This window comes from Porphyromonas bobii, from assembly GCF_943169685.1.
Lineage (GTDB): Bacteria > Bacteroidota > Bacteroidia > Bacteroidales > Porphyromonadaceae > Porphyromonas > Porphyromonas pasteri.
Genome location: NZ_CALPBU010000001.1, coordinates 1 through 23,115 on the forward strand (window position 1 = coordinate 1; position 23,115 = coordinate 23,115).

General features: G+C 54.4%; 16 protein-coding genes and 1 tRNA gene. 10 read left to right on the forward strand and 7 right to left on the reverse strand.

The genetic code is table 11. The features are described 5' to 3' along the window. The first annotated feature begins 131 nt into the window (after positions 1-131). From KO088_RS00005 to dprA, 5 genes are all read left to right on the forward strand, one after another. Positions 132-208, forward strand: a tRNA-Asp gene (locus KO088_RS00005). A 290-nt stretch (positions 209-498) separates the two neighbouring features. Beyond that, a complete protein-coding gene (gene gcvP, locus KO088_RS00010) occupies positions 499-3,384 on the forward strand; it encodes an aminomethyl-transferring glycine dehydrogenase (protein ID WP_215492745.1) in 2,886 nt (961 codons plus the stop codon). 518 nt (positions 3,385-3,902) lie between these two features. After that, positions 3,903-5,180, forward strand: coding sequence for a serine hydroxymethyltransferase (gene glyA / locus KO088_RS00015; protein ID WP_044114497.1), 1,278 nt, complete (start codon positions 3,903-3,905; stop codon positions 5,178-5,180). 197 nt (positions 5,181-5,377) lie between these two features. Beyond that, a complete protein-coding gene (locus KO088_RS00020; RefSeq protein WP_215492746.1) occupies positions 5,378-7,786 on the forward strand; it encodes a family 20 glycosylhydrolase in 2,409 nt (802 codons plus the stop codon). A 108-nt stretch (positions 7,787-7,894) separates the two neighbouring features. Then, on the forward strand, positions 7,895-9,049 hold the full coding sequence (gene dprA, locus KO088_RS00025; RefSeq protein WP_215492747.1) for a DNA-processing protein DprA: 1,155 nt from the start codon (positions 7,895-7,897) through the stop codon (positions 9,047-9,049). Between the two features lie 72 nt (positions 9,050-9,121). Here dprA and KO088_RS00030 read toward each other — a convergent pair whose 3' ends face one another. The 3 genes from KO088_RS00030 to KO088_RS00040 all read right to left on the reverse strand — a co-directional run bounded on the left by KO088_RS00030 (position 9,122) and on the right by KO088_RS00040 (position 12,543). Beyond that, positions 9,122-9,889: a DUF5020 family protein gene (locus KO088_RS00030; RefSeq protein ID WP_215492748.1), complete on the reverse strand. Its 768-nt coding sequence runs from the start codon at positions 9,887-9,889 to the stop codon at positions 9,122-9,124. Positions 9,890-10,520: 631 nt separating this feature from the next. After that, entirely contained in the window at positions 10,521-11,546 is a 1,026-nt protein-coding gene (gene queG / locus KO088_RS00035; RefSeq protein ID WP_215492749.1) for a tRNA epoxyqueuosine(34) reductase QueG, read from the reverse strand. A gap of 43 nt (positions 11,547-11,589) precedes the next feature. After that, positions 11,590-12,543 carry an HU domain-containing protein gene (locus tag KO088_RS00040; protein WP_215492750.1) on the reverse strand — a complete coding sequence of 318 codons (954 nt, stop codon included), beginning with the start codon at positions 12,541-12,543 and terminating at the stop codon, positions 11,590-11,592. A 113-nt stretch (positions 12,544-12,656) separates the two neighbouring features. Here KO088_RS00040 and KO088_RS00045 point away from each other — a divergent pair, with 113 nt between their 5' ends. After that, positions 12,657-13,913: a phosphoglycerate kinase gene (locus KO088_RS00045; RefSeq protein ID WP_215492752.1), complete on the forward strand. Its 1,257-nt coding sequence runs from the start codon at positions 12,657-12,659 to the stop codon at positions 13,911-13,913. A gap of 317 nt (positions 13,914-14,230) precedes the next feature. Here the strand turns inward: KO088_RS00045 and KO088_RS00050 are convergent, their stop codons facing one another. The 4 genes from KO088_RS00050 to KO088_RS00065 are packed head-to-tail and all read right to left on the reverse strand — an operon-like array spanning position 14,231 to position 17,194. Continuing rightward, the gene (locus KO088_RS00050; RefSeq protein WP_215492754.1) at positions 14,231-15,082 is read right to left on the reverse strand and encodes a DNA-processing protein DprA; all 852 of its coding nucleotides are present in this window, start codon (positions 15,080-15,082) and stop codon (positions 14,231-14,233) included. 7 nt (positions 15,083-15,089) lie between these two features. Further along, positions 15,090-15,668: a 16S rRNA (guanine(966)-N(2))-methyltransferase RsmD gene (gene rsmD / locus KO088_RS00055; protein ID WP_215492755.1), complete on the reverse strand. Its 579-nt coding sequence runs from the start codon at positions 15,666-15,668 to the stop codon at positions 15,090-15,092. A gap of 6 nt (positions 15,669-15,674) precedes the next feature. Beyond that, entirely contained in the window at positions 15,675-16,556 is an 882-nt protein-coding gene (locus KO088_RS00060; RefSeq protein WP_215492756.1) for a DUF3822 family protein, read from the reverse strand. Beyond that, on the reverse strand, positions 16,556-17,194 hold the full coding sequence (locus KO088_RS00065) for a hypothetical protein (RefSeq protein WP_215492757.1): 639 nt from the start codon (positions 17,192-17,194) through the stop codon (positions 16,556-16,558). Before KO088_RS00065 ends, KO088_RS00060 begins: the two co-directional genes overlap by 1 nt. A gap of 116 nt (positions 17,195-17,310) precedes the next feature. Between KO088_RS00065 and KO088_RS00070 the strand changes: the two genes are divergently transcribed. The 4 genes from KO088_RS00070 to KO088_RS00085 all read left to right on the forward strand — a co-directional run bounded on the left by KO088_RS00070 (position 17,311) and on the right by KO088_RS00085 (position 23,067). Continuing rightward, the gene (locus KO088_RS00070; RefSeq protein ID WP_215492758.1) at positions 17,311-18,750 is read left to right on the forward strand and encodes an ATP-dependent DNA helicase; all 1,440 of its coding nucleotides are present in this window, start codon (positions 17,311-17,313) and stop codon (positions 18,748-18,750) included. 454 nt (positions 18,751-19,204) lie between these two features. Next, the gene (locus tag KO088_RS00075) at positions 19,205-20,509 is read left to right on the forward strand and encodes an MFS transporter (protein ID WP_215492759.1); all 1,305 of its coding nucleotides are present in this window, start codon (positions 19,205-19,207) and stop codon (positions 20,507-20,509) included. 41 nt (positions 20,510-20,550) lie between these two features. Next, positions 20,551-21,549: a glycoside hydrolase family 130 protein gene (locus tag KO088_RS00080; RefSeq protein ID WP_215492760.1), complete on the forward strand. Its 999-nt coding sequence runs from the start codon at positions 20,551-20,553 to the stop codon at positions 21,547-21,549. Between the two features lie 276 nt (positions 21,550-21,825). Continuing rightward, positions 21,826-23,067 (forward strand): pseudouridine synthase, encoded by a 1,242-nt coding sequence (locus KO088_RS00085; protein WP_215492761.1) that lies wholly within the window; start codon positions 21,826-21,828, stop codon positions 23,065-23,067. Positions 23,068-23,115: the final 48 nt, after the last annotated feature.

Sequence of the window (23,115 nt, forward strand, 5' to 3'; positions counted from 1 at the left end):
AGTGACAGATAGGGATAGGGTGTCTGGCAAGGCAAAGGCCTACCTCTTTATCTGGTCGGGGGGTGAAAATGGGGCGTTATTTGGAGGCTTAGAAAACTTATACTATCTTTGCAACGCAAATCAGCAAGCACGGTGTGGTAGTTCAGCTGGTTAGAATACCTGCCTGTCACGCAGGGGGTCGCGGGTTCGAGTCCCGTCCATACCGCCAGAGAAGAGAGCATAGCGAAAGCTGTGCTCTCTTCTTGCATAGATGTCTATCACACTTGATAGCCTTAGATGCCATCTACTCCAAGTATATAGTAGCCTCCTATTCACACTAAGGGATGTGTGGGATGGTGGCGTTTGATGGGATAACAAGCTAACACTAAGGCGGTAGACTTTGTAAGATATTTTTGTAAGTCATTGAGGTACAACGAGCCTGCAAAATACCTACCTTTGGTACGCTGTAGATAGATCAGCGTACGACTACTATAACAATACTTAAGCTAACGTTCGCCAATGAACACCAATGACTTTTCCATCCGCCACATAGGCGTAGGGCAGCACGACGCCGATGAGATGCTTCGTACCATCGGGGTGAAGACCTTAGATGAGCTCATCAACCAGACTCTACCCTCCAACATTCGATTGGACAAGCCTCTGGATCTCCCCGAGCCCATGACTGAGCGGGAGTTTGCTGAGCATATATCAGACCTTGCATCTAAGAACGAAGTCTATACCTCCTACATCGGCCAAGGCTGGTACGATACCGTACTCCCTCCCGTCATCCAGCGTAATGTACTAGAGAACCCCGTCTGGTACACATCCTATACTCCCTATCAAGCAGAGATCTCTCAGGGTCGCCTTGAAGCGCTCTTCAACTTCCAGTCGGTCATCACGGACCTGACGGCACTCCCCTTGAGTAACTGCTCCCTCCTCGACGAAGCAACGGCTGGGGCTGAAACTGCCTTCTTGCTCTTCAATGAGCGCTCTAAGGCTAAGGTGAAGCTCGGTGCACGCAAGATCTTCGTTGATAAGGATGTCTTTGCTTCTACACGTGACGTCATCCTCACGCGCTGTATCCCACAGGGTATCGAGGTCGTCCTCGGTAAGTGGAACGAGTTCGACTTCGGTGACGAGTTCTTCGGAGCAATCGTACAGTACCCAGGCTCACTCGGTGGTGTCAATGACTACTCTGAGTTTGTAGCCAAGGCTCACGATGCAGATATCAAGGTGGGGGTTGCTGCAGACCTCCTCGGGCTTGTCCTGCTGACGCCTCCAGGAGAATGGGGTGCTGACGTCGTCTTCGGCTCAGCTCAGCGCTTCGGTGTGCCCATGTACTTCGGTGGTCCCTCTGCTGGATACATCGCTTGTCGTATGGAGTACAAGCGTACGCTCCCAGGTCGTATCATCGGTCTGAGTAAGGACCGCCTGGGCAAGGAGTCCTATCGCCTCGCACTGCAGACTCGCGAGCAGCATATTAAGCGCGAGCGCGCTACGAGTAACATCTGTACCGCTCAGGCTCTGCTGGCTTCTATGAGTGGCTTCTATGCCGTCTACCATGGTCCCGAAGGCCTGAAGAATATTGCACGTCGTGTCCACTCTTACACGGGCTTCCTCGCCAAGAAGCTTCAGGATCTCGGCTATCGTCTCCTGCATGAGAACTTCTTCGATACACTCTGCGTCATCCTCCCCGAGGAAGCTGGCTTCGCTGCTAAGCTCCGTGAGATCGCAGAGGAGTGTCGTGTGAACCTCTTCTATGCTCCCTGCGGTACGGTCGCTCTGCTTAGTATTGACGAAACGACACTGCCCGAAGACCTCAGCGTCCTCTGCTACATCTTCGCTTCTGCCCTTGGCAAGGAGAGCAACTTCAATGACGAAGTCGGCGAACACACGATCCACATTGATCGTAAGTTCGTACGTACCTCGCCCTTCCTCTCATACGAAGTCTTCAACAAGTACCATACGGAGACCGAGATGATGCGCTACATCAAGCGTCTCGAGCGTAAGGATATCTCCCTGACGCACTCGATGATCTCTCTCGGCTCATGTACGATGAAGCTCAATGCTGCTACGGAAGTCATCCCTCTCAGCAACCCTGCCTTCTGCAATATCCATCCCTATGCTCCTGCTGAGCAGGTACAGGGCTCCCTCGAGCTGCTGGAGAACCTCAAGGGGCTCTTAGCTACGATCACGGGGCTGCCCGTGGTATCGCTCCAGCCTAATTCGGGTGCTGCTGGTGAATACGCCGGTCTGCGTACGATCCGCTCTTACCATGAAGCTCACGGAGGTGGTCACCGCAGTAAGATCCTTCTGCCTGCTTCTGCTCACGGTACGAACCCTGCTTCGGCTTCGCAGTGTGGCTACCAGTGTGTCATCGTAGCGTGCGATGCGCATGGTAATGTCGACTGGGAAGACTTCATGAAGAAGACCGAGGAGCATAAGGATGACCTCGCTGCGATGATGATCACTTATCCCAGTACGCACGGGATCTTCGAGACGAATATCATCGACCTCTGTAAGCGCATCCATGATTGCGGAGCCCTCGTCTATATGGATGGTGCGAATATGAACGCTCAGGTAGGTCTTACTAACCCTGGCTTCATCGGTGCAGACGTCTGCCACCTCAACCTGCATAAGACCTTCGCTATCCCCCACGGTGGTGGCGGTCCTGGTAGTGGTCCTATCTGTATGACCGAGGCTCTCGCTCCTTACCAGCCTACGCATGGCTATGGCGTCGACTACGAGCCCATCGAAGGGAACGTCGTCTCTGCATCTCCTCTTGGTAGTGCCGGTATTGATGTCGTCTCCTATGCTTACATCCGCCTGCTGGGTACGAAGGGGCTTGAGCGTGCTACTCGCACGGCAATCCTCAACGCCAACTACATGGCAGTCCGTCTCAAGGATACCTATGGTATCGTCTACACGGGGGCAACAGGTCGTGTCGGTCACGAGCTGATCCTCGACTGCCGCAAGCTCAAGGAAACCTACGGTGTCGATGAGAGCGATATCGCTAAGCGCCTCATGGACTTCGGCTACCATGCTCCTACGCTTTCCTTCCCTGTACATGGCACGCTCATGATCGAGCCCACCGAAAGTGAAAGTAAGGCTGAGCTGGATCGCTTCCTCGAAGTGATGCAGTGCATCTGGGGCGAAATGCAGGAGATCAAGGAAGGCCGTGCTGATGCCGAAGACAACGTGCTGAAGAATGCTCCTCACCCTGAGTATGAAGTGGTCTCCGACTCTTGGTCACACAGCTACCCCCGTGAGAAGGCTGCCTATCCGCTGCCTTACCTGCGTGAGAATAAGTTCTGGATCAATGTCGCTCGCGTAGACAATGGCTTCGGTGACCGCAATCTGATCCCCGCCTTCTGTGCTTGTATCGCTCCCACTTCGGAAGAATAAGCACTAAGCTAATAAGTAAGTAACGCCCCTCCCTTCGTCCTATCTGGATGCAGGGAGGGGCTTCTTTTTGCGCAGAACTTAAGGTATAAGCTTGCGAATTAGACATTGGTCGACTACTATCTCTCATGCTTGCTACTTTTGTATAGAGGGGGAGATCGCTGCTTCTATCCTTGGTAGTATTTCCCCTTCTCAAAATATTTTAGATATTCAGTCTCTATGTTAGCACCTATAGATGTGGTATAGAGTGGGGGAGAGAGCGAAGGGATAAGAGTAGCCTTCTTACTGTGCTATATGCTATGATTCAGTAGATTGTATCCCTCTTTTTGATGACTCTTTAGGCCCTTTGAAGAGCTTCTTCGGAGCGTCCCCAAAGAACTCTTTGGGAAAGCTTTGATATATAGATACAATTCTTATCTTTGCCTTGTAGAGATAAGAATACACTCAGTAAGTACAATAGCACGAAGCACAAGAGTACATCACTCAACTATATCCATCCAAACAATAACACGTAAGAAACTATGAACGACTCCGCTATCTTCACTCTGATTGAAGAGGAACGTCAACGACAACTCAAGGGTATTGAGCTCATTGCCTCTGAGAACTTTGTCAGTGAAGAAGTCATGAAGGCTATGGGTAGCTGCATGACCAATAAGTATGCAGAAGGCTATCCTGGTAAGCGCTACTATGGTGGTTGCGAAGTAGTAGACAAGTCTGAGCAGCTCGCTATCGATCGCATCAAGCAGCTCTTCGGTGCTGAATGGGCAAACGTACAGCCTCACTCAGGTGCTCAGGCAAATATGGCCGTTCTCCTCGCCTGTCTCAACCCTGGCGATACCTTCATGGGGCTGAACCTCGCCCATGGTGGTCACCTCTCCCACGGCTCTGCTGTCAATAGCTCAGGCCTTCTCTACCACGCTATCGACTACAATGTCAGCGAAGAAACGGGTCGCGTAGACTACGATCAGATGGAGCAGCGTGCTCTCGAGCACAAGCCTAAGCTCATCATCGCAGGGGGCTCAGCTTACTCTCGCGAATGGGACTACAAGCGTATCCGTGAGATCGCAGATAAGATCGGGGCTATCTTCCTCGTCGATATGGCTCACCCCGCTGGGCTCATCGCTGCAGGTCTCCTCGACAACCCAGTCAAGTTCGCTCATATCGTCACCTCCACGACGCACAAGACGCTGCGCGGTCCTCGCGGTGGTATCATCCTTATGGGTAAGGACTTTGATAATCCTTGGGGCAAGACTACGCCTAAGGGTGAGATCAAGAAGATGTCCGCACTCCTAGACTCTGCAGTCTTCCCAGGTGTACAGGGCGGTCCTCTGGAGCACGTCATCGCAGCTAAGGCAGTAGCCTTCTACGAAGCTCTCCAGCCCTCATTCAAGGAATACGGTCGTCAGGTCAAGAAGAACGCTCAGGCTATGGCTGAAGCCTTCGTACGCCGTGGCTACGGTGTCGTATCTGGCGGCACGGACAACCACTGCATGCTCATTGACCTGCGTGGTAAGTTCCCCGAACTCACCGGTAAGGTGGCTGAAAAGGCTCTTGTAGCAGCTGACATCACGGTGAACAAGAATATGGTTCCCTTCGATAGCCGCTCGGCTTTCCAGACCTCGGGTATCCGTGTCGGTACGCCTGCTATCACTACTCGTGGTGTCAAGGAAGATAAGATGGAGTACATCGTCTCCCTTATCGACCGCGTCCTCTCTGCGCCCGAAGATGAAGCTGTCATCGCTGCTGTCCGCAAGGAAGTCAACGAAATGATGGCTAACTATCCTATCTTCGCTTGGTAGATCTTACCGATCAGGTCGGGCCAGTCGGCGTGAACCTGAGTTAACAAGTGACCCGAGGCTATTGCCCAGAGTAGTGTATGCTGCTCTTGCGCAAGCCTCGGGCTACTCGTTTTTCTATATATTTGTATTACAGCGTTCGATGAGCCTTCTCTTGAGGCTTTATCAGTAGCGCTGATCATATCATTCAAATAGACTCAATGAAGAAGTTATTTACAAGCATGGCCTGTGCGCTGGCTCTCTGTGTAGGAGGGACTGCTGCGTGGGCTGCCAGCGCTCCCTCTCGAGTGTCTACCCCCGTGCCTTCGTATGACAAGGGGATCAACATTATCCCTCGTCCTAAGCAACTTCAGGAACTCAAGCTCCCTGCTTTTCGCCTGACAGCGACTACGCCTGTCATTGCCTCTGGTGATTCAGCTGTGACGATCGCTCGCTTCTTCACCGAAAAGATTAACCGCTCTACGGGCTTCTCTCTGCGTGTAGTGCCCGGTGCTAAGGCCACCCAGCAGGCTATCTTCGTTCGCATTGATCCTAAGCTCGCCCTTGGCGATGAGGGCTATACGCTGAACTCTTCTTCTCGCGGTGTCGAGATCGTTGGGCGTTCGGCGAAGGCTCTTTTCTGGGGCTTCCAAAGCTTGATGCAGCTACTCCCTGCGGAGGTCGAGTCTGCAGGTAAGGTTGGGACTCTCCCCACGGCAGCTTGGTCGATCCCTGCCGTTCGTATTTCTGATGAGCCTGCCTTCGAGTATCGCGGTGTGATGGTCGATGTATGCCGCCACTTCCTCACGGTAGATGAGATGAAGAAGCACATCGATATTATCTCTATGTTTAAGATCAATAAGCTCCACTGGCACCTCACAGAGGACCAGGGCTGGCGTATTGAGATCAAGAAGTATCCCCGCCTGACCGAGGTCGGTGCTTGGCGTATCGAAGGAGATGGCAGTCGCTACGGTGGCTTCTATACGCAGGATCAGGTCCGTGAGATCGTCCGCTATGCTCAGGATCGCTTTGTGACGATCATCCCTGAGATCGAGATGCCAGGTCACGGTATGGGTGCTATCGCCTCTTACCCTGAGCTTACCTGCTTCCCCAACCGTCGTAAGTATATCGTACGTAATATTTGGGGTATCGAAGATGATGTCTATTGCGCTGGTAAGGAGTCGACCTTTGAGTTCATCCAAAATGTACTCGACGAAGTCGTACCCCTCTTCCCTGGTGAATACTTCCACATCGGTGGGGACGAATGTCCTAAGGATCGCTGGAAGGAATGTCCCAACTGCCAGAAGCGCATCAAGGCTGAAGGTCTGAAGGATGAGCACGAGCTCCAGAGCTACGTCATCCGCCGTGCTGAGAAGATGCTCGCTAAGCATGGGAAGAAGCTTATCGGCTGGGATGAGATCCTCGAAGGTGGCCTTGCTCCTACGGCTACCGTCATGAGCTGGCGTGGTGAAGATGGTGGTATCCAGTCTGCCAACATGGGTCACGACGTGATCATGACCCCTGGTAGTGGTGGCCTCTATATTGACCACTATCAGGGTGATCCCAAGATTGAGCCCGTAGCTATCTGCTGCTATGCTCCTCTTGAGAAGGTCTACAACTACAATCCGATCCCCGAAGCTATCGCTCCAGATAAGCGGCACCACATCAAGGGTGCACAGACCAACCTCTGGGCTGAGTATCTCTATACCCCAGAGATCATGCAGTACCGTGCCTTCCCTCGTGAGATCGCTCTTGCAGAAGCCGTCTGGTCGCCCATCTCTGGTCGTGACTTCAAGGACTTCAGCCGTCGCCTCGACAATGCGTATGTGCGCCTCGATATGCACGGTGCAAACTATCATATTCCACAGCCTGAGCAGCCCCTACCTAACGTAGATTCAAAGGAAAGCTACGAGAAGACTGTCTCTTCGCTCAACTTCATAGCCTTCACTGATAGCGCAGAGCTGTCTCTCAAGACGACTCGCCCTATCCGTATCGTCTATACGCGTGATGGTAGCACGCCCACGCTGTCCTCGGAGAGCTATACCATGCCTCTTAAGGTCACTAAGAGCGAAGTCATCCGTGTAGCTTCTATCCTCCCCTCAGGTAAGACAAGCCCCGTACGTGAGATTACCTTTGAGAAGCAGACTCTTGCTCCTGCAGCTACCGTTGCTAACCTCAAGCCAGGTCTGGCTACGAAGACCTCTATTGGAGACTACTACCAGGCTACTGATCTTATCGGTGTGACGAACTGGACTAAGGGTATCGCCAAGCGTCCTCAAGATCTTCGTCCTGACGTCGTTAAGAATCACATGGCAGAGATCAAGCCTAAGGCTGTCATCGGTGATGGCTATGTGAAGATTCCCAAGGATGGTGTCTATGTCTTCTCTACGGACCTTGATCAGATGTATATCGATGGCAAGCTCCTCATCGACAATAGCGGTGAAGTAGCTAAGTCAAGCCGTCGAGACAAGAGCGTAGCTCTGAAGGCTGGCTGGCACAAGATCCGCCTGATCTTCATCGGAGCAGTTCGTGGTGGCTTCCCCACCTATTGGGATGGTGCTGCTGTTGCCTACCGCAATATCAAGGACAACAAGTTCACCAACATCACCGAAGATATGCTGGCACATTAAGCCGCTTCGCACACCTCTTCCAATCCTTTCGACTGAGCCCTCGCCTCTCTCCTTCCGCTGGAGAAGGGCGGGGGCTCAGCCTTCTCTACTACTTTCACCTTACCATCTATGCCATCCAGCCTTACTCCGACCGAGCGGACCTATACCATTGCACTCTCCCTCACTAAGTACGTCGGCCCTCGCTCTGCTATTGAGCTTATTGAAGCCCTTGGCTCTGCTACGGCTCTCTTCACTGATGCGGAGCTTCGTGCTCGTATCCTTCCCCGCCTGCCTCAGCGTATAGCACAGCAGCTGGCTTCGCCTACTTTGGTTGAAGAGGCCCTGCGTATTGAGGAGTGCTGTCAGAAGGAAGGTATTCGTCCCATCTTCTTTCTTAGCGAGGACTATCCAGCGCCTCTTCGTGAGATTGCCGTTCCACCCATGGTCTTGTATGTGCGCGGGGAGTATGTAGCTTGGGCGGAGCGTAAGCATGTGAGTGTCGTCGGTACGCGAAGTATCTCCGACTATGGCCGTGTACTTACCCAGCAGGTGGTGAGAGAGCTGTCGGCTACTTGCCCTGCATCTACGATTGTCAGTGGGCTGGCCTACGGAGTCGATATACAGGCTCATGAGGCTGCGCTAAATCTGAGTCTTCCAACGGTGGCTGTGCTCGCCCATGGGTTGGATACGCTCTATCCGAGTGCGCACTGGCGGATCGCCGAGCAGATCCTGCGTGATGGAGGTGCTTGGGTAAGCGAATATCCGCCAGGGGTAAAGCCCTATCGTCAGGCTTTCGTTGCGCGTAACCGTATCATCGCAGGGCTAAGTGCCGCAACTATCGTCATCGAGGCGGGCGAACATAGTGGGTCGCTTTCTACGGCAAGCTATGCTTTGGAATCGGGACGCGAAGTCTTCGCCTGTCCTGGTCGCTTGACCGATCCTGAGAGTATTGGATGTCATAAGCTCATCGAGGAGCAGCGTGCCCATCTCTATCTTGGAGCGTCCTCGATGATAAAGGAGCTGGGGTGGGGGGCTTTGGATGAAGGAGCAGAAGCACATCCCTTCTCTACCTCTCTTGTAGAAAAGCCAGCTCTCCCTTCTCCAGCGAGGGAGTATCCACCTCATCCTTTGCTCGCTATCTTGATAGAGCAGGGTATGCTTTCCGTCGATGAGCTGTCCCGCCTATCGGGTATGGACTTGATGACCGTCCGAAGTGAGCTCTTTGACCTCGAGCTGGATGGTTGGATACAAGCCCGAGCGGGAGGTTGCTATAGCTTGTGCTGAAGGCGATGAGATAAGAAGAAGCCCTTAGGACTGATCAGTCCTAAGGGCTTCGCTTATTTGATACGTTCGGGGCTATTTACCGAAGCTCCATTTGAGGGCGAGTGTCGGTGCTACGAGCCACTGAGGGGCATCGACATTCTTCGATATGCGTACTTCGCTACCTATGCTGAGGTTGAAGTCTGGTGCGACACTTGGGATCTTATTGAGGTTGCACCACACCTGTGGCTGCGACATGAACTTGAAGTCTGTGTCCCAACCGATGCGGGGATCCTTCTGATGCCACCAGCTGAAGAAGCCCGTGGCGGTGATGAGACCATTGCCAGGAGCGAACTTCCATACTCCGCAGAGCTCATAGTTGTGTGGCTGGGCAATCCCACGTATATACTTGTAGAGTGGTGTGAGGCTGAGCATCGTGCGACGCTCGGGGCTGAGATAGGTGTAGGTCACCCCCGTCATGAAGGCATCATTGAGCGAGATCGCACGTGAGCCCACAGGTTCGGGAGCATTGGCATTGATGAAGCGCAGGCCGCCGTCATAGCGCACGTGCCAAGAGAGTGGACCCTGCCAAAAGCGTAGGTTGCGCATGAACTTCCAGTTGGCACTCACTGCACCCTGCTGGAGGAAGGACATATCGACGAAGTAGAACGTATCGCCGAAGCGGTCAAGGCTCTGCTGCTCTACGGTCATCGTCATGCGCGGACGGTCAGCCTGTACCTTGGGGTAGAGGTAGCGACCGAGGTCATAGTGCAGCTGGATATTCTGCCCCATAGCGGGTACAGCGAGGAGGGAAAGACTCGTGAGGACGAGAGCCCGAAGGCCGAGGCGAAGGCTTTGTTTCATCTACGGATTAAGTGTGTTAAGCTAAGGATGGTGGCCATCTCGTGCATTCATCTGCAAAGGTACAAGAACAGACTGGATTAGAAGAAGGTGGGTGATAATTCATCCAGGGATATATCCCCTTATAAGAAGAGTTTTAGGCATTCTTTTATTGATGATGGCCGTGAATCTATATTCGTCATAGGCTCAACCAATATGAGACTCTTGCCTCAGAGTCCTTCCCCCTACTAATTGTGCTAAGACATCGTGTACTCAGCTCCCCGATAATGCCTCTCCGAAGAGATACACAAGCCCTTCGCTTTATCGCGAGTGCTCCTCTTATCCAGCGGAGGAAAAAGTACCATTCTCGCGAAGAAAAAAGCGCCTTCACGTAGTGGTTTTCCTCCATCTATGCACGTAGTCTTAAAGACCAGGTACGTAAATCCAAATATCCACGTACGTAGATATTAGGTCCACGTACGTAGCCCAAACTTATCTGCCACTCGTCCACAACTTTTATCCCTACGCAGAGCAACGACCTAATAGTAGGTTGACTCGCTGACCAATATAGGTTAGTATAGTCTTATTCTTATACTACTCTGGGTAGCCCTTCCTTCGTCGGTTAGAGAGCTGATCCTATCAGGTCGAGTGTGGCTTAGCCCTCGGAGTTGCTGTCGTCTGTGGTAGGGCGAATGAAGCGACGGACTGCGCTTGAAGTAGAGGCTGTGTCTATGGGCAAGGTGAAGTTGTTTCGCAGATCCCGCATCGTGCGCTGTAGGCCCGCAAGCCCTGCTCGCTTGACTGCGGTGCCAGCAAAGAGCGCTAAGTACTCTTCCTCGCTCATCGCTTCGAGCTCCTCGGGGGAGAGGGAGAGCAGGGCTTCGCGTGGAGTGTAGTCGGCGATGGTCGTAGGCCGAGCATAGCGATTCCATGGGCAGCACTGCTGGCAGGCATCACATCCGTAGACCCGACGCCCCATGCGTTCGCGGAGCTCGGGGGGAATCTCACCCTTCTGCTCGATGGTGAGGTAGCTGATGCATCGGCGTGCATCGATACGCCCAGGCTCAAGGAAAGCATCTGTCGGGCAAGATGTCTGGCAGCGCTCACAGCGTCCGCAGAGGTTGCGCATCGGACTATCCGTCGGTAGCTCTATGTCGATGAGGAGCTCACCCAAGACGAAGTAGCTCCCCGCACGTGGGATGATGAGTAGGCTGTTCTTTCCGCGCCAGCCAAGCCCTGCCTGCTCGGCCCAATAGCGCTCCATGATCGGTGCGGAGTCAGAGAAGGCGCGCCCCGTGACGGGGAGCTGCAGCTCGGAGCGCATGTAGGCTAAGAGTTGGTCGAGCCTTTTCTTGACGACCTTATGGTAGTCTCGCCCGTAGGCATAGTAGGCAAACTGTGGGGCTTCGGGGGCTTGCTTTGTCTCAGGATAGTAGTTCATCGCTACCATGATGAGCGTCTTTGTCTCAGGGAGAAGCACGCGCGGGTCACTTCTTAGCTCGCGATTGCGGGCTAAGTAATCCATATCGCCATGGTAGCCCGTCTCGATCCATGAGTCGTATTCCTGCAGAATAGCTTCGGGGACAGCGCCAGCTTGGGCGATACCACAAGCAGAGAAGCCGAGGCGAAGAGCCTCGGCTTTAATCTGTGTGACGATGTCGTGTGGGGAGATGGACTCCACTTGTATGGAGAGGTGCTGCTGTCGTCTTAGGAGCAGCTAAGTCTTAGTTGTTGTGGAAGACCCACGCTGAGCGGTGGGCAGGATGCTCCTTCACCAGCTCGTTGAGGTAAGCATAGGCCTCAGCAGAGGAATCAAAGGAGGTAAGAGCAAGACGAATCGTGCGACCATGGGGAGAACGCAGTGCGGTGAGTGCGGCTTTGGGGAGGGTAGTGCGAGCCTGCTCTACGTAGGTCTGGATACGCTCCTCGGTGCGCTCGGTAGCGATGATGATATAGTAGCGGCCGTCCTGCTCGGTAGACCAGCGGAGGTTGCCTGGCTCATCTTTTGTCGTAGCATCGGAAGAAGCATCTACCTTCTTTTCTTCACCGAAGAGCTGGCGTGCCACTTCGACTGAAGGGGTGAAGCCTGCCTGGTAGTGCTGCTCCGTCTCGACTTTGTTCCCCCAAGGGAGGAGCGCAAGGATGGCGATGACGACAGCGGCTGCATAGCCCAGCGCACGCTTGGGGAGGCGCAGGGAGATATAGCGGCTGTCCTGCTCGCCTGAGAGTGCTTGTCTACCGCTGGTCGCCTGAGGCAGTGCGGGGAGAGATAGGGGCGCATAGCCGTAAGCGCTGGCGCTTGTAGCGAGGGAGGCGCTATCTGGTGTGAAGCTTAGGTGCCCTTCGCGGGAGAGCTGGAGCTCCCCGATGCCTGAGAGATGATACGTGCCCTGCTGGATAAGCTGGTGACGCAGCTGGCTTACTTCCTCCTCGAGTACGAGGCGAGCACGACGAAGCGATAGCCCCAGGAGAAGGGCATAGCGCTCCTCGAGAAGCCCATCGCTGTGGGTCATCTCGGCATTGAAGTGGAGCTCGGCAGAGGGAGGGTAGGCCAGATGCTTGCTACGGTCATAGCTGGCGGGGAGCTTCTCTCTGATGAATCCACCCAACTGGGGCACGACGACGTACTCGTGGCGTAGTAGGAGATAGGATATCTGCTCGGCGAGGCGACTATTCATACTCTTAGTGCATTATATATACTGTCACAAAGATAACGATAATAGCCATAAGTGCTCATAATTACGTACATTTGTGGGCAATTCAAGTAATGTATTATTAGCTCAATTACTCTATGACGATTGATCAGTTCAACTTCGCTGGTAAGAAGGCTTTCGTCCGTGTGGACTTCAACGTGCCCCTCGACGCAGACTTCAACATCACCGACGACACGCGTATCCGCGCTGCTCTCCCTACCCTCAAGAAGATCCTCGCTGACGGTGGCTCGGTCATCATCGGCTCTCACCTTGGCCGTCCTAAGAAGGTCGAGGATAAGTTCTCCCTCCGCCACATCCTCCCTCACGTCTCTAAGTGCCTTGGCGTCGAAGTCAAGTTCGCTCCCGACTGCGTAGGCGAAGAAGCTCGTGAGCTCGCTGCTAACCTCAAGCCCGGCGAAGCTCTCCTTCTCGAGAACCTCCGCTTCTACGCTGAAGAAGAAGGCAAGCCCCGCGGCTTGGCCGAAGATGCCTCTGACGAAGAGAAGGCTGCTGCTAAGAAGGCGATCAAGGAAAGCCAGAAGGAATTCACCAAGAAGCTCGCTGCTCTTGCTGACGTCTATGTCAACGACGCCTTCGGTACGGCTCACCGCGCTCACGCTTCTACGGCGCTCATCGCTGCTTACTTCGATGCTGATCACAAGCTCTTCGGTTACCTCATGGGTAAGGAAGTAGATGCTGTGAACAAGGTCATGCAGGATATCCAGCGTCCCTTCACCGCTATCATGGGTGGCTCGAAGGTCTCATCTAAGATCGACATCATCGAGAACCTCCTCGGCAAGGTAGACAACCTCATCCTCACGGGTGCTATGACCTACACCTTCGCTAAGGCTGCTGGTGGCAACATCGGCGCTTCCCTCTGCGAAGATGATAAGCTGGATCTGGCTCGCGAGATCGTCGCTAAGGCTAAGGCTAACGGTGTGAACCTCGTCCTCTCTACGGACTCTAAGATCGCTGATGCCTTCAGCAATGATGCTAAGACGGCCTTCGCTCAGAACGACAATATCCCCGCTGGCTGGATCGGTATGGACATCGGCCCCGACAGCATCAAGGCTTATCGTGAAGTCATCCTTGGCTCGAAGACCATCCTTTGGAACGGTCCTACGGGGGTCTTCGAAATGGATAACTTCGCTGATGGCTCACGTGCTGTAGCTGCTGCTATCGCTGAAGCTACGGCTAATGGAGCCTTCTCGCTCGTCGGTGGTGGTGACAGTGTCGCTTGCGTAAACAAGTTCGGTTACGCTGACAAGGTCTCCTACGTTTCCACGGGTGGTGGTGCTCTCCTCGAAGCTATCGAGGGCAAGAAGCTCCCCGGTATCGCGGCTATCGAAGACTAAGCGAAGACGTAGCTTCGGCTACCTCTTTTCATAAGACGCTCCCCGCATTCGGCTGTCTCAGCTGGATGCGGGGAGCGCTCGTTTTTCCTGTCCAAGCTCTCCGATTACGTCTTTCGGAGGGAGGGCAAAGGGGCTTCATCGTGGATCTGAAAGGAAGGAGAAAGATGCGCGTATATACGGCGATTTCCTTGAGTATATGCGGAAGGAAATTTCCGTATATACAGAAATCTTTTTTCGCATATGCAGATATTTATTTTCGTATATACAGAAATTTCGCTGCGCATATACGGAAGTTTCCCTCCGCATATAAGGCGCTCTTACCAGGGCTTAGCGCGCCCTGATTGGAGGAGCTGCCTATTCCCCTCCAGCGAGGGGAGGCGGTCGGTGTGGGGAGGGAGTGCGAAGATCGGGCGGTGGTACCTTTCGGCGAAGCGCACGGTGTGCATCGTACCGCTTTGGACACCGCATTCGATGACGAGAAGCTCGGCGCTGAGGGCGGCTTGCAGGCGGTCACGAGCGATGAGGCGGTACGTGTCGACGGACGTGGTCAGCGGATATTCGGAGAGCACAAGTCCACCCGAGGCGATGATCCGATCTTGGAGTGCTTGATGTGCCTCGGGGTGTGCGCGGTCAAGGCCCGTGGCGATGACGGCGATGGTGCGCCCTGTCGCTTCGAGTGCCCCGTGGTGGGCTGCGGCGTCACACCCATAGGCCAGGCCGCTTAGGATGACTCGCCCCTTCTCCGCCTCTTCGTAGGCGATGCGGTGGGCCGCGGCGAGACCTTCGGGACTTGGCTGGCGTGTGCCGACGATGCCGAGGATGGAGGTGGGACTTTGAAGTAAACCAAGGTCGCCCTTAGCATAGAGTAGCACGGGGCGCGATCCGCCCAAGGCGTGAAGAGCTACGGGGTAGTCGCTGGCGAAGTAGGGGAGTAGTGTGATGCCCGCTTGATGACAGCGAGCGAGCTCCTCCTCGGCCAGAGGAAGGGCTCGCTCGATCATCTCGCGATAGTAATCGATGTCAGTCGGTAGATCTAAGGGAAGTTCGGCAGGTTTAGCTTCGTCAGAGAGGAAGAGGCGAAGGAGCTTGCGTGGCGGAAGGCCCGCTGCACGTAGCGCCAAGAGCTCTAAGAGCTGGGCTTCGCTGGTCGCTCCTTCCCCGTTGAGCATAGCTGGGCTATTCTTCGGCTTCGCCTTCCTCCTCGTCTTCGGCGAGGGTGAAGATGGAGAAGTTGACCGATCCGTATTCGCGATGCTCTGCGAAGTGGGGGAGCTCGGAGAAGTCATACGTGCCAGGATGCTCCACGACGACGACACCGTCGCTCTTGAGGAGTCCCGAGCTAAGGATCATCTGCGGGAGGGTAGCGATCTCCTTCAGCTTATAAGGCGGGTCGGCAAAGATGAAGTCGAACTGCGGCCTTCCGCCCTGCGAGGTCTGGAGGTAGCGGAAGACATCGGACTGCAAGACCTGCAGGCGTCCTTCTTCCTTCAGCTCGCGAGCGATGGAGCGAATGAAGAGCGCGTGCTCCCGTCGCTGCTCGAGCGCGATCACACGGCTACAGCCTCGGGAGATGAGCTCTGCCGATATGCTGCCCGTCCCACTGAAGAGGTCAAGGGCCGTGGCGTCCTCAAAGTCAATGTAGTACTGAAGGACGTTGAAGAGGTTCTCCTTGGCGAAGTCTGTCGTGGGGCGAGCATTAAAGCTCTTGGGTACGTCGAAGCGGCGGCGCTTGTACTTACCTCCGATGATGCGCATGTTCTCTTAAGCTTGTGGGGATGTGGCTGTCTCGCTCCCAGCGTGTGGGAGGCTACGGTAGCCTTGGATGGTGATCTGCGAGATGTAGGGGCGAAGTAGTTCGCCCGCCTCGTGGGCTGCTCCTTGGAGCTGTGCCAGCGCTGGGGCTTTCTCTTCCTCACTGAAGGCGATCGTGAGGCGGTCAGTATTCCCCTCGAGAGCGAAGTGACGCCAGAAGGCAAAGGTGTAGAAGACGACTTCGCCTGCTACGATCTCCTGGCTGTGCCCCGAGATGATGGGGGCACTATTGTACGCCTCGACTTCTCCGCCTACGAAGATGAAGAGATCCATTGCGCTGGGGCGAAGGAGGAGAAGGAGCTCACGTCCTTGGGTAGCTCTGCTCTTCGACCGCTCTTCCTCTACTATTGGAGAGAAGTGTGGCTCGGGCTTGACAAGCAGGAGCGTGCGGCGAAGGAACTGATAGGCCTCGCGCTGCCAGCTGAGGATGAAGGTCTTCGTGTCGTCAGGGAGCGTGTAGCGTAGGGCGCTCAAGGCCTCTCCCTGACGTGACTCTGCTGCATCCTCGGAGTGGGGGAGCCAAAGCTCATCCCTTCCCTCTTGGAGAAGGGACGTGGGGACGAGGACAGCCTGCTCTGGCTCGTAGAAGAATTGGACGGAGCGGTAGGGATAGCTGAGGAATTCATACGTGAAGTACAGCTCCTGCAGGACCTCGTAGACGGAGTGTGCCGAAGCCGATGCCTCGAGCCTCCCGCTATGGATGCAGCGGGGAGTAGCGACACCTTCCATCCCCTCGGAGGTGATACAAAAAGCAAGTCCACCCGAAGTGGTTCGGATGGACAAGCTGTAGTGAGCAGCCTCAGCTGCTGTGATCTGTGGGATCGGAGTCATTACTCCCAGTTACCGTTCGTCTTAGCTTCGGTCAGAGAGCCGACACGAAGACCGGGGAAGGCGTTCGTCTTAGCCTTAGCAGCGTCGACCTTCTCACGTACACGACGTTCGTTCTTCAGAGGATTCAGGTAGCTTTCGTAAGAAGCTGATGCCTGGAAGACGGGCATCTGGATCTTCAGTTCGCCCACTTCCTGCTCGATAGAGCTGGCTACGACCTGGATAGAAGAGTCGGGGTTGTTGGGGATGGCGAAGAGCTTAGCCAGATCCGTGCCGTCGTTGAGCAGGGTATCCTTAGCTGCGACCCAGACGGTGTCACGACGGATGAGCCCGCGACGAGCTGCATCTTCTTCGGTGAGGCCCTGGTCACGCATGGCGCTGGTGTAGTCGCCCTCTGCACGGATGTAGAATACACGACCATTCTGTACGAAGTCGATCAGCTCTTCCTTGTTGGCGTACTTGTCGTAGACGCTCTTGTAGGCTTCTTCAAGGCTTGCGATCTTCTTGAGCTGCTTCTGGAGCTCTACCTCAATCTTAGCCTGCTTCTTGTCGAAGTTTACTGGTGCCAGCACACTCTGGATCGTGATGTAGGCAAGTGCCACTACGGCCAAGGCTACTAATGCGAGGATAACTTTCTTCATTGTTGGATCTATGTAGTAGTTTGAGTTAGACGAGTCTCATTGCATGGAGCTACTAAGGCCGTTCCTATGCCTATAATTCGTAACTTCACACGGACAAAGATAGAAATTATTATTACATGCCGTATACAGCGCTCCTTAGCGCCCTCAGCTCTCTTCCGCTGGATGGCTATACCAGCGACCAGCGGGAAGCACTGGGTACCCTCTACGAATATATAGAAGAGCCCTCGCCCTATGCGCTCTTCCTCCTCACAGGCTATGCCGGTACGGGGAAGACGTTCCTCCTACGCACGATAGCTGATCTGGCTCAGCGAGCGGGTTTGCGTGTGGAGCTCATGGCTTCGACAGGCCGAGCTGCAAAGGTCTTGTCTGCCTCTACGGGGCGCCCTGCCTCGACGATTCACCGCACGATCTATCGAGCATCTACGCAGATGCAGGAGGAGGGCGGTAGCTTCCAGCTGGGGCGAGTAAGTGGAGCGACTCCGACACTCTTCATCGTGGATGAGGCATCGATGATCTCAGGAGATACGGGTGAGATGACGCCCTTTGGCTCGGGCAACCTTCTTGATGACCTCCTGTCTTATGTCTGGTCTGCGGATGAGGCTAAGCTCATCTTTGTCGGTGATACGGCTCAGCTCCCTCCCGTGGGTACTCCTCTCAGCGATGCGCTCAATGCTGAGGTCCTTACCTCACGCTACGGGCTCCATGTCTACGGGATGGAGCTGCGTGAAGTCGTGCGTCAGAAGCGTGGAGGGATCCTGCATAATGCCACCCAGCTCCGTGAGCTTCTGGACGAATATGCTGATGAAGACCCTGAGGAGATCCTGCCGATTCATCTGGAGACAGAGGGATGGCGAGGAATCTTCCCCGTCGAAGGCGGTACGTTCATCGAGACGCTGGATGAGGCTTACCGCAAGTATGGGGAGGAAGAATGCTTGGTCATCTGCCCATCAAATAAGCTCGCCTTGGAGTGCAACCATGCTATCCGTAGCTCCGTCCTCTTCTATGAGGAAGAGCCTGTGGTGCGAGGTGAACGCCTCATCGTCGCTCGCAACAACTACCACTACACCAAGCGCCCCGACCGATCTGACTTCATTGCCAACGGTGAGATCATCGAGGTGCAGCGTATCGGCCGCCACTACTACGAGTATGGCCTGCACTTCGCCGATGCTACCATTTACCTCCCCGATCGAGATGACTCGCTGGAGGTGCGCCTCCTGCTTACTTCGCTCGAAGATCCCACTCCTCAGCGCACTCAGGCTGAGCGTCAGCGACTCTTTGAGCTAATTGCAGCAGACTATGCTGATATCCCTTCGGTCACAGATCGTCGCAAGGCTATACGCCGTGATCCCTTTTGGGGGGCGCTGGAGGTGAAGTATGGCTATGCCGTCACGGCACATAAGGCGCAAGGGGGGCAGTGGGCTTGCGTCTTTGTTGACCTGAGCTTCGTCGGCTACCTCCCCGAAGATCGCAATTTAGTTCGCTGGATTTATACGGCGATTACACGTGCTACGAAGCGGGTTTACCTTTTGGGATATCCCGCAGGTCTCGTAGACTAAATTCCCATTATTCTCTTGTTCTTAATCCCAAGATTGAGCTTGCCTGAGTATGGTACGCTTTCGGGAGCTGTATAAGGGTGAAAAAGAACCAGTACTGCTCAGCGGTCGGACCAGTACTGGTCGCAGTGGTGACCAGTACTACTTCATATATGTGACCAGTACTGGTCAACTCGTCGACCAGTACTGGTTCACACTACCTCCCTTCTGAGATTGCTTTGGTGTTCCTGTTACATTGTTCATTTGTAGCTGTATATGATACGTGTTCGCTCGTGGGGTAACCTCCACTCATAGCAGCGGAAAAAGGTACGACTTCCTGCACATCAGATAGGGTTATCTAATGCATCTCTTTGGCTTGCCTTCAAAGCCTGCAGAGATCCACTGGGTGTAGGCGCTTTTTTGCTATCTTTGGGCACTTCGAAATTGGAACAATAGCACGCTTACACATCATTATTATATGGAAGAACAAACCCTTACTACAGAGGTGTCCCGCGCGAAGCGACGTAACCCCATTGCTTGGGTACCCAGCGTCTACTTCGGTATGGGGCTACCGTACGTCGCTCTCTCGCTTGTCTCCGTCCTCATGTTCACTGACCTCGGTATTGACAAGGAGGATGTGACTTTCTGGACCTCGCTCTTAGTCCTACCTTGGTCGCTGAAGCCCCTCTTCTCCCTCGTCATGGAGCTCTTCGGGACGAAGCGCCAGTATATCTATATCACCGAAGCGGTCTCAGCCCTGATGTTTGGCTTGGTTTGCTTCTCGCTGCCCCTGCCGAGCTTCTTCTCTATCTCTATCGCCCTGATGGGGGTGCTGGCTATTAGTGGCTCTATGCACGATATCGCTGGGGACGGGGTGTATATGCAAGAGTTGAGTCCAGCAGAGCAGGGACAGTTCGCTGGCTGGCAGGGTGCCTTCTATAACCTCGCTAAGATCTTGACTAATGGCGGGCTTGTCTATCTGGCTGGCTACCTCTCAAAGAGCATGGGGCTGGAGAAGGCTTGGATGGTCATCATGGGGATCTGTGCTGTGCTGATGCTCGCCCTCGCGCTATATCATATGCGTAGCCTTCCCCGCGAAGCTGCACGCGTACGCCGCTCTGCGGACGAGAGCTGGAAGGAGCTGGTGCAGGTCTTTATCTCATTCTTTGAGAAGAAGCATATCTATCTCTATCTGGTCTTCATCTTCCTCTATCGCTTGGGCGAAGGGCTTGCGATGAAGATCGCCCCGATCTTCCTCAAGGATGAGGTCGCTAAGGGCGGGATAGCACTCTCCAATGAGAACTATGGCCTGATTTATGGTACGGCAGGTACGATTGCCTTCATCCTCGGCTCCATCCTCTCGGGCTACTATATCTCGCACTTTGGTCTGAAGAAGACGCTCTTCTCGCTGGTCTGTATCTTCAATATTCCCTTTGCGGTCTACCTGCTCTTGGCTATCTTCCAGCCCTCCAACCTCTGGTGGATCGGTACGGGTATCGTCTTCGAATACTTCAGCTACGGCTTCGGGTTCGTCGGGATCACGCTCTTCATGATGCAGCAGATCGCTCCAGGGAAGTATCAGATGGCTCACTATGCTTTTGCTAATAGCTTGATGAACCTCAGTGTCATGGTGCCAGGGATGCTCAGCGGTAAGCTCGCGACGGCCTTCGGCTACCAGACCTTCTTCATCATCGTCCTCTTAGTCACGCTGCCAGCTATCATCATGGCGATCCGCCTGCCCTTTGCTCACGCAGTAGAGGCTAAGAACTCCGACTCAAAATAGATTCTCAACTACTCCAATATTAATATTATATAGTACGTACAATGAGTGAACTTAAGATCGTAGGGCAAGCCCTACCCAATATGCCTTGGGAAGATCGTCCCGAAGGCTGTAAGGAGGTCGTCTGGCGCTACAGTGCCAACCCCATCATCCCACGCGACCTGCTGCCTACCTCCAATAGCATCTTCAATAGCGCTGTTGTTCGCTTCGGCGAAGGCTATGCAGGGGTATTCCGCTGCGACGATACGAACCGCCGTATGCGTCTGCATGTTGGCTTCAGCGATGACGCGATCAACTGGAATATCAACCCCGAGCCTCTGACCTTCGAATGCGAAGACAAGGAGATCGGTGAGTGGGTCTATGGCTACGACCCTCGTGTCGTCTTCATCGAAGACCGCTACTATGTCACTTGGTGTAATGGCTACCATGGTCCTACGATCGGTGTCGCCTATACCTTCGACTTCAAGACCTTCCATCAGCTGGAGAATGCCTTCCTGCCCTTCAACCGTAATGGTGTGCTCTTCCCCCGTAAGCTGAATGGCAACTTCGCTATGCTTAGCCGCCCCAGCGACAATGGTCACACGCCTTTCGGGGATATCTTCTACAGCGAATCTCCCGACCTCGAATACTGGGGCCGTCACCGCCACGTCATGTCTCCAGCTCCCTTTGAGGATAGCGCATGGCAGTGCACGAAGATCGGTGCAGGTCCTATCCCCATCGAGACGAGCGAAGGTTGGCTCCTGATCTACCACGGCGTACTGGCTTCGTGCAATGGCTTCGTCTATGCCTTTGGCTCTGCGCTGCTTGACCTCGATGAGCCTTGGAAGGTAAAGTTCCGCTCAGGCCCTTACCTCATCTCTCCTCGTGAGCAGTATGAGTGTATGGGTGACGTCCCCAACGTGACGTTCCCTTGCGCAGCTCTGCACGATGCTGAGACGGGTCGTATCGCCATCTACTACGGCTGTGCAGATACGGTCACGGGTCTTGCCTTCGGCTATATCGACGAGATCGTCGAGTTCACGAAGAAGCACTCGATCATCTAAGCTCCCTGAGTATAGACTCATCCAATAAGGTGAGGCGCATAGGTACATCACTCCTATGCGCCTCATTGCCTTTATTTATAGTGCTCTCACGGGCTCTATATATCATATAATCTTATTATCTTTGCCACAGATATTTGGAGCCCACAGACCCTATGACGACCCTGCACCAAGAGGGTGAGTGGCTGATGGGCTTATCTGGACGACAGACCAGTGGAGAGCCGAGAGGCTGTCCTCAACACCCTCAGACAAGTATAAGTATACAAAACAAGACCCCACATGGCAGACGAAAAGGAGTTCGCTCCTCGACCAAACCACAGTAGCTCCGAGGAGACTACCCAGCGCCCAGCTACTCGCGCGCGACGCGTACCTGCGGCCTCTACCGATGGACAGCACATCTCATCCACCCCTAACTCAGGGACCCCCACACGACGCAGACGCGTCTTCATCGTCTCCGAAGAGGAGCAGCAGATGCACTCTGGACGTCCTGCTGCTCGCCCCTCGCGTGCAGAGCACTCCAACTACGACGGCTCTTACTCCTCCTCGGCAGAGCGCTCTCGCTACGAAGAGCGCTATCAGGCTGAGCGTGCCGATGGCCGCTATAGCTACAACTACAACCGCTCCGAGCGCCCCCATCGCTCTGCAGCCCCAGGTCAGCCCGGTGAGGGTCAGCCTCACAAGGGGAAATATGCAGGCAAAGGCCCCAAGAAGGGCGGTCCATCTGCAGCGCCTAAGGCAAAGAAGAAAAAGAAGCAGCCACAGCTCCCCGTACCAGTGAAGTACGAGGAGATCGTCGATCCATCACAGGATCTGCGTCTCAATAAGTTCCTCGCTAACGCTGGGGTCTGCTCACGCCGCGAGGCGGATGCCCTCATCGCCGCAGGTGAGATCACGGTAAATGGCGTCGTAGTCACGGAGCTGGGCTCACGTGTGACCCGTCTTGACGAGGTCGTATATAAGGGTATGCGCGTCTCTACTCAGAGCAAGGTCTATATCCTTCTTAATAAGCCTAAGAACTGTGTAACCACGAGCGACGACCCCGAATGCCGTCGTACGGTGATGGATCTCGTCAAGGGCGCTTGCGAAGAGCGTATCTATCCTGTCGGTCGTCTTGACCGCAATACTACGGGCGTCATCCTCATCACGAATGACGGTGATCTCTCCAGTAAGCTCACGCACCCCTCCTTTATGAAGAAGAAGATCTACCACGCATGGCTGGATAAGCCCGTGTCTGTGGAGGATATGCAGCGCATCGCTGAGGGTATCGAGCTTGAGGATGGTGAGATCCATGCTGACGCACTCAGCTACGTCAGCGAAGAGGACCTGAGCCAGGTAGGTATCGAGATCCACTCGGGTCGTAACCGTATCGTCCGTCGTATCTTCGAGCACCTGGGCTACCACGTCGTCAAGCTGGACCGCGTCTACTTCGCTGGCCTGACAAAGAAGAACCTTCCCCGAGGTCGCTGGCGCTACCTCACCGAGCAGGAGGTCAACAACCTGCGTATGGGCTCCTTCGAGTAATAGCTATTTGTCGACATCTCACCTCGCACACACCACTCAATCATACAT

Coding starts and splice junctions, on each gene's coding strand:
- KO088_RS00030 (WP_215492748.1), bottom strand. CDS start 9,889: ATGAAACAAAGCCTTCGCCTCGGCCTTCGGGCTCTCGTCCTCACGAGT.
- KO088_RS00065 (WP_215492757.1), bottom strand. CDS start 17,194: ATGAAGAAAGTTATCCTCGCATTAGTAGCCTTGGCCGTAGTGGCACTT.
- KO088_RS00060 (WP_215492756.1), bottom strand. CDS start 16,556: ATGACTCCGATCCCACAGATCACAGCAGCTGAGGCTGCTCACTACAGC.
- gcvP (WP_215492745.1), top strand. CDS start 499: ATGAACACCAATGACTTTTCCATCCGCCACATAGGCGTAGGGCAGCAC.
- KO088_RS00040 (WP_215492750.1), bottom strand. CDS start 12,543: ATGAATAGTCGCCTCGCCGAGCAGATATCCTATCTCCTACTACGCCAC.
- KO088_RS00045 (WP_215492752.1), top strand. CDS start 12,657: ATGACGATTGATCAGTTCAACTTCGCTGGTAAGAAGGCTTTCGTCCGT.
- KO088_RS00020 (WP_215492746.1), top strand. CDS start 5,378: ATGAAGAAGTTATTTACAAGCATGGCCTGTGCGCTGGCTCTCTGTGTA.
- KO088_RS00085 (WP_215492761.1), top strand. CDS start 21,826: ATGGCAGACGAAAAGGAGTTCGCTCCTCGACCAAACCACAGTAGCTCC.
- KO088_RS00050 (WP_215492754.1), bottom strand. CDS start 15,082: ATGCTCAACGGGGAAGGAGCGACCAGCGAAGCCCAGCTCTTAGAGCTC.
- glyA (WP_044114497.1), top strand. CDS start 3,903: ATGAACGACTCCGCTATCTTCACTCTGATTGAAGAGGAACGTCAACGA.
- KO088_RS00080 (WP_215492760.1), top strand. CDS start 20,551: ATGAGTGAACTTAAGATCGTAGGGCAAGCCCTACCCAATATGCCTTGG.
- dprA (WP_215492747.1), top strand. CDS start 7,895: ATGCCATCCAGCCTTACTCCGACCGAGCGGACCTATACCATTGCACTC.
- KO088_RS00070 (WP_215492758.1), top strand. CDS start 17,311: ATGCCGTATACAGCGCTCCTTAGCGCCCTCAGCTCTCTTCCGCTGGAT.
- KO088_RS00075 (WP_215492759.1), top strand. CDS start 19,205: ATGGAAGAACAAACCCTTACTACAGAGGTGTCCCGCGCGAAGCGACGT.
- rsmD (WP_215492755.1), bottom strand. CDS start 15,668: ATGCGCATCATCGGAGGTAAGTACAAGCGCCGCCGCTTCGACGTACCC.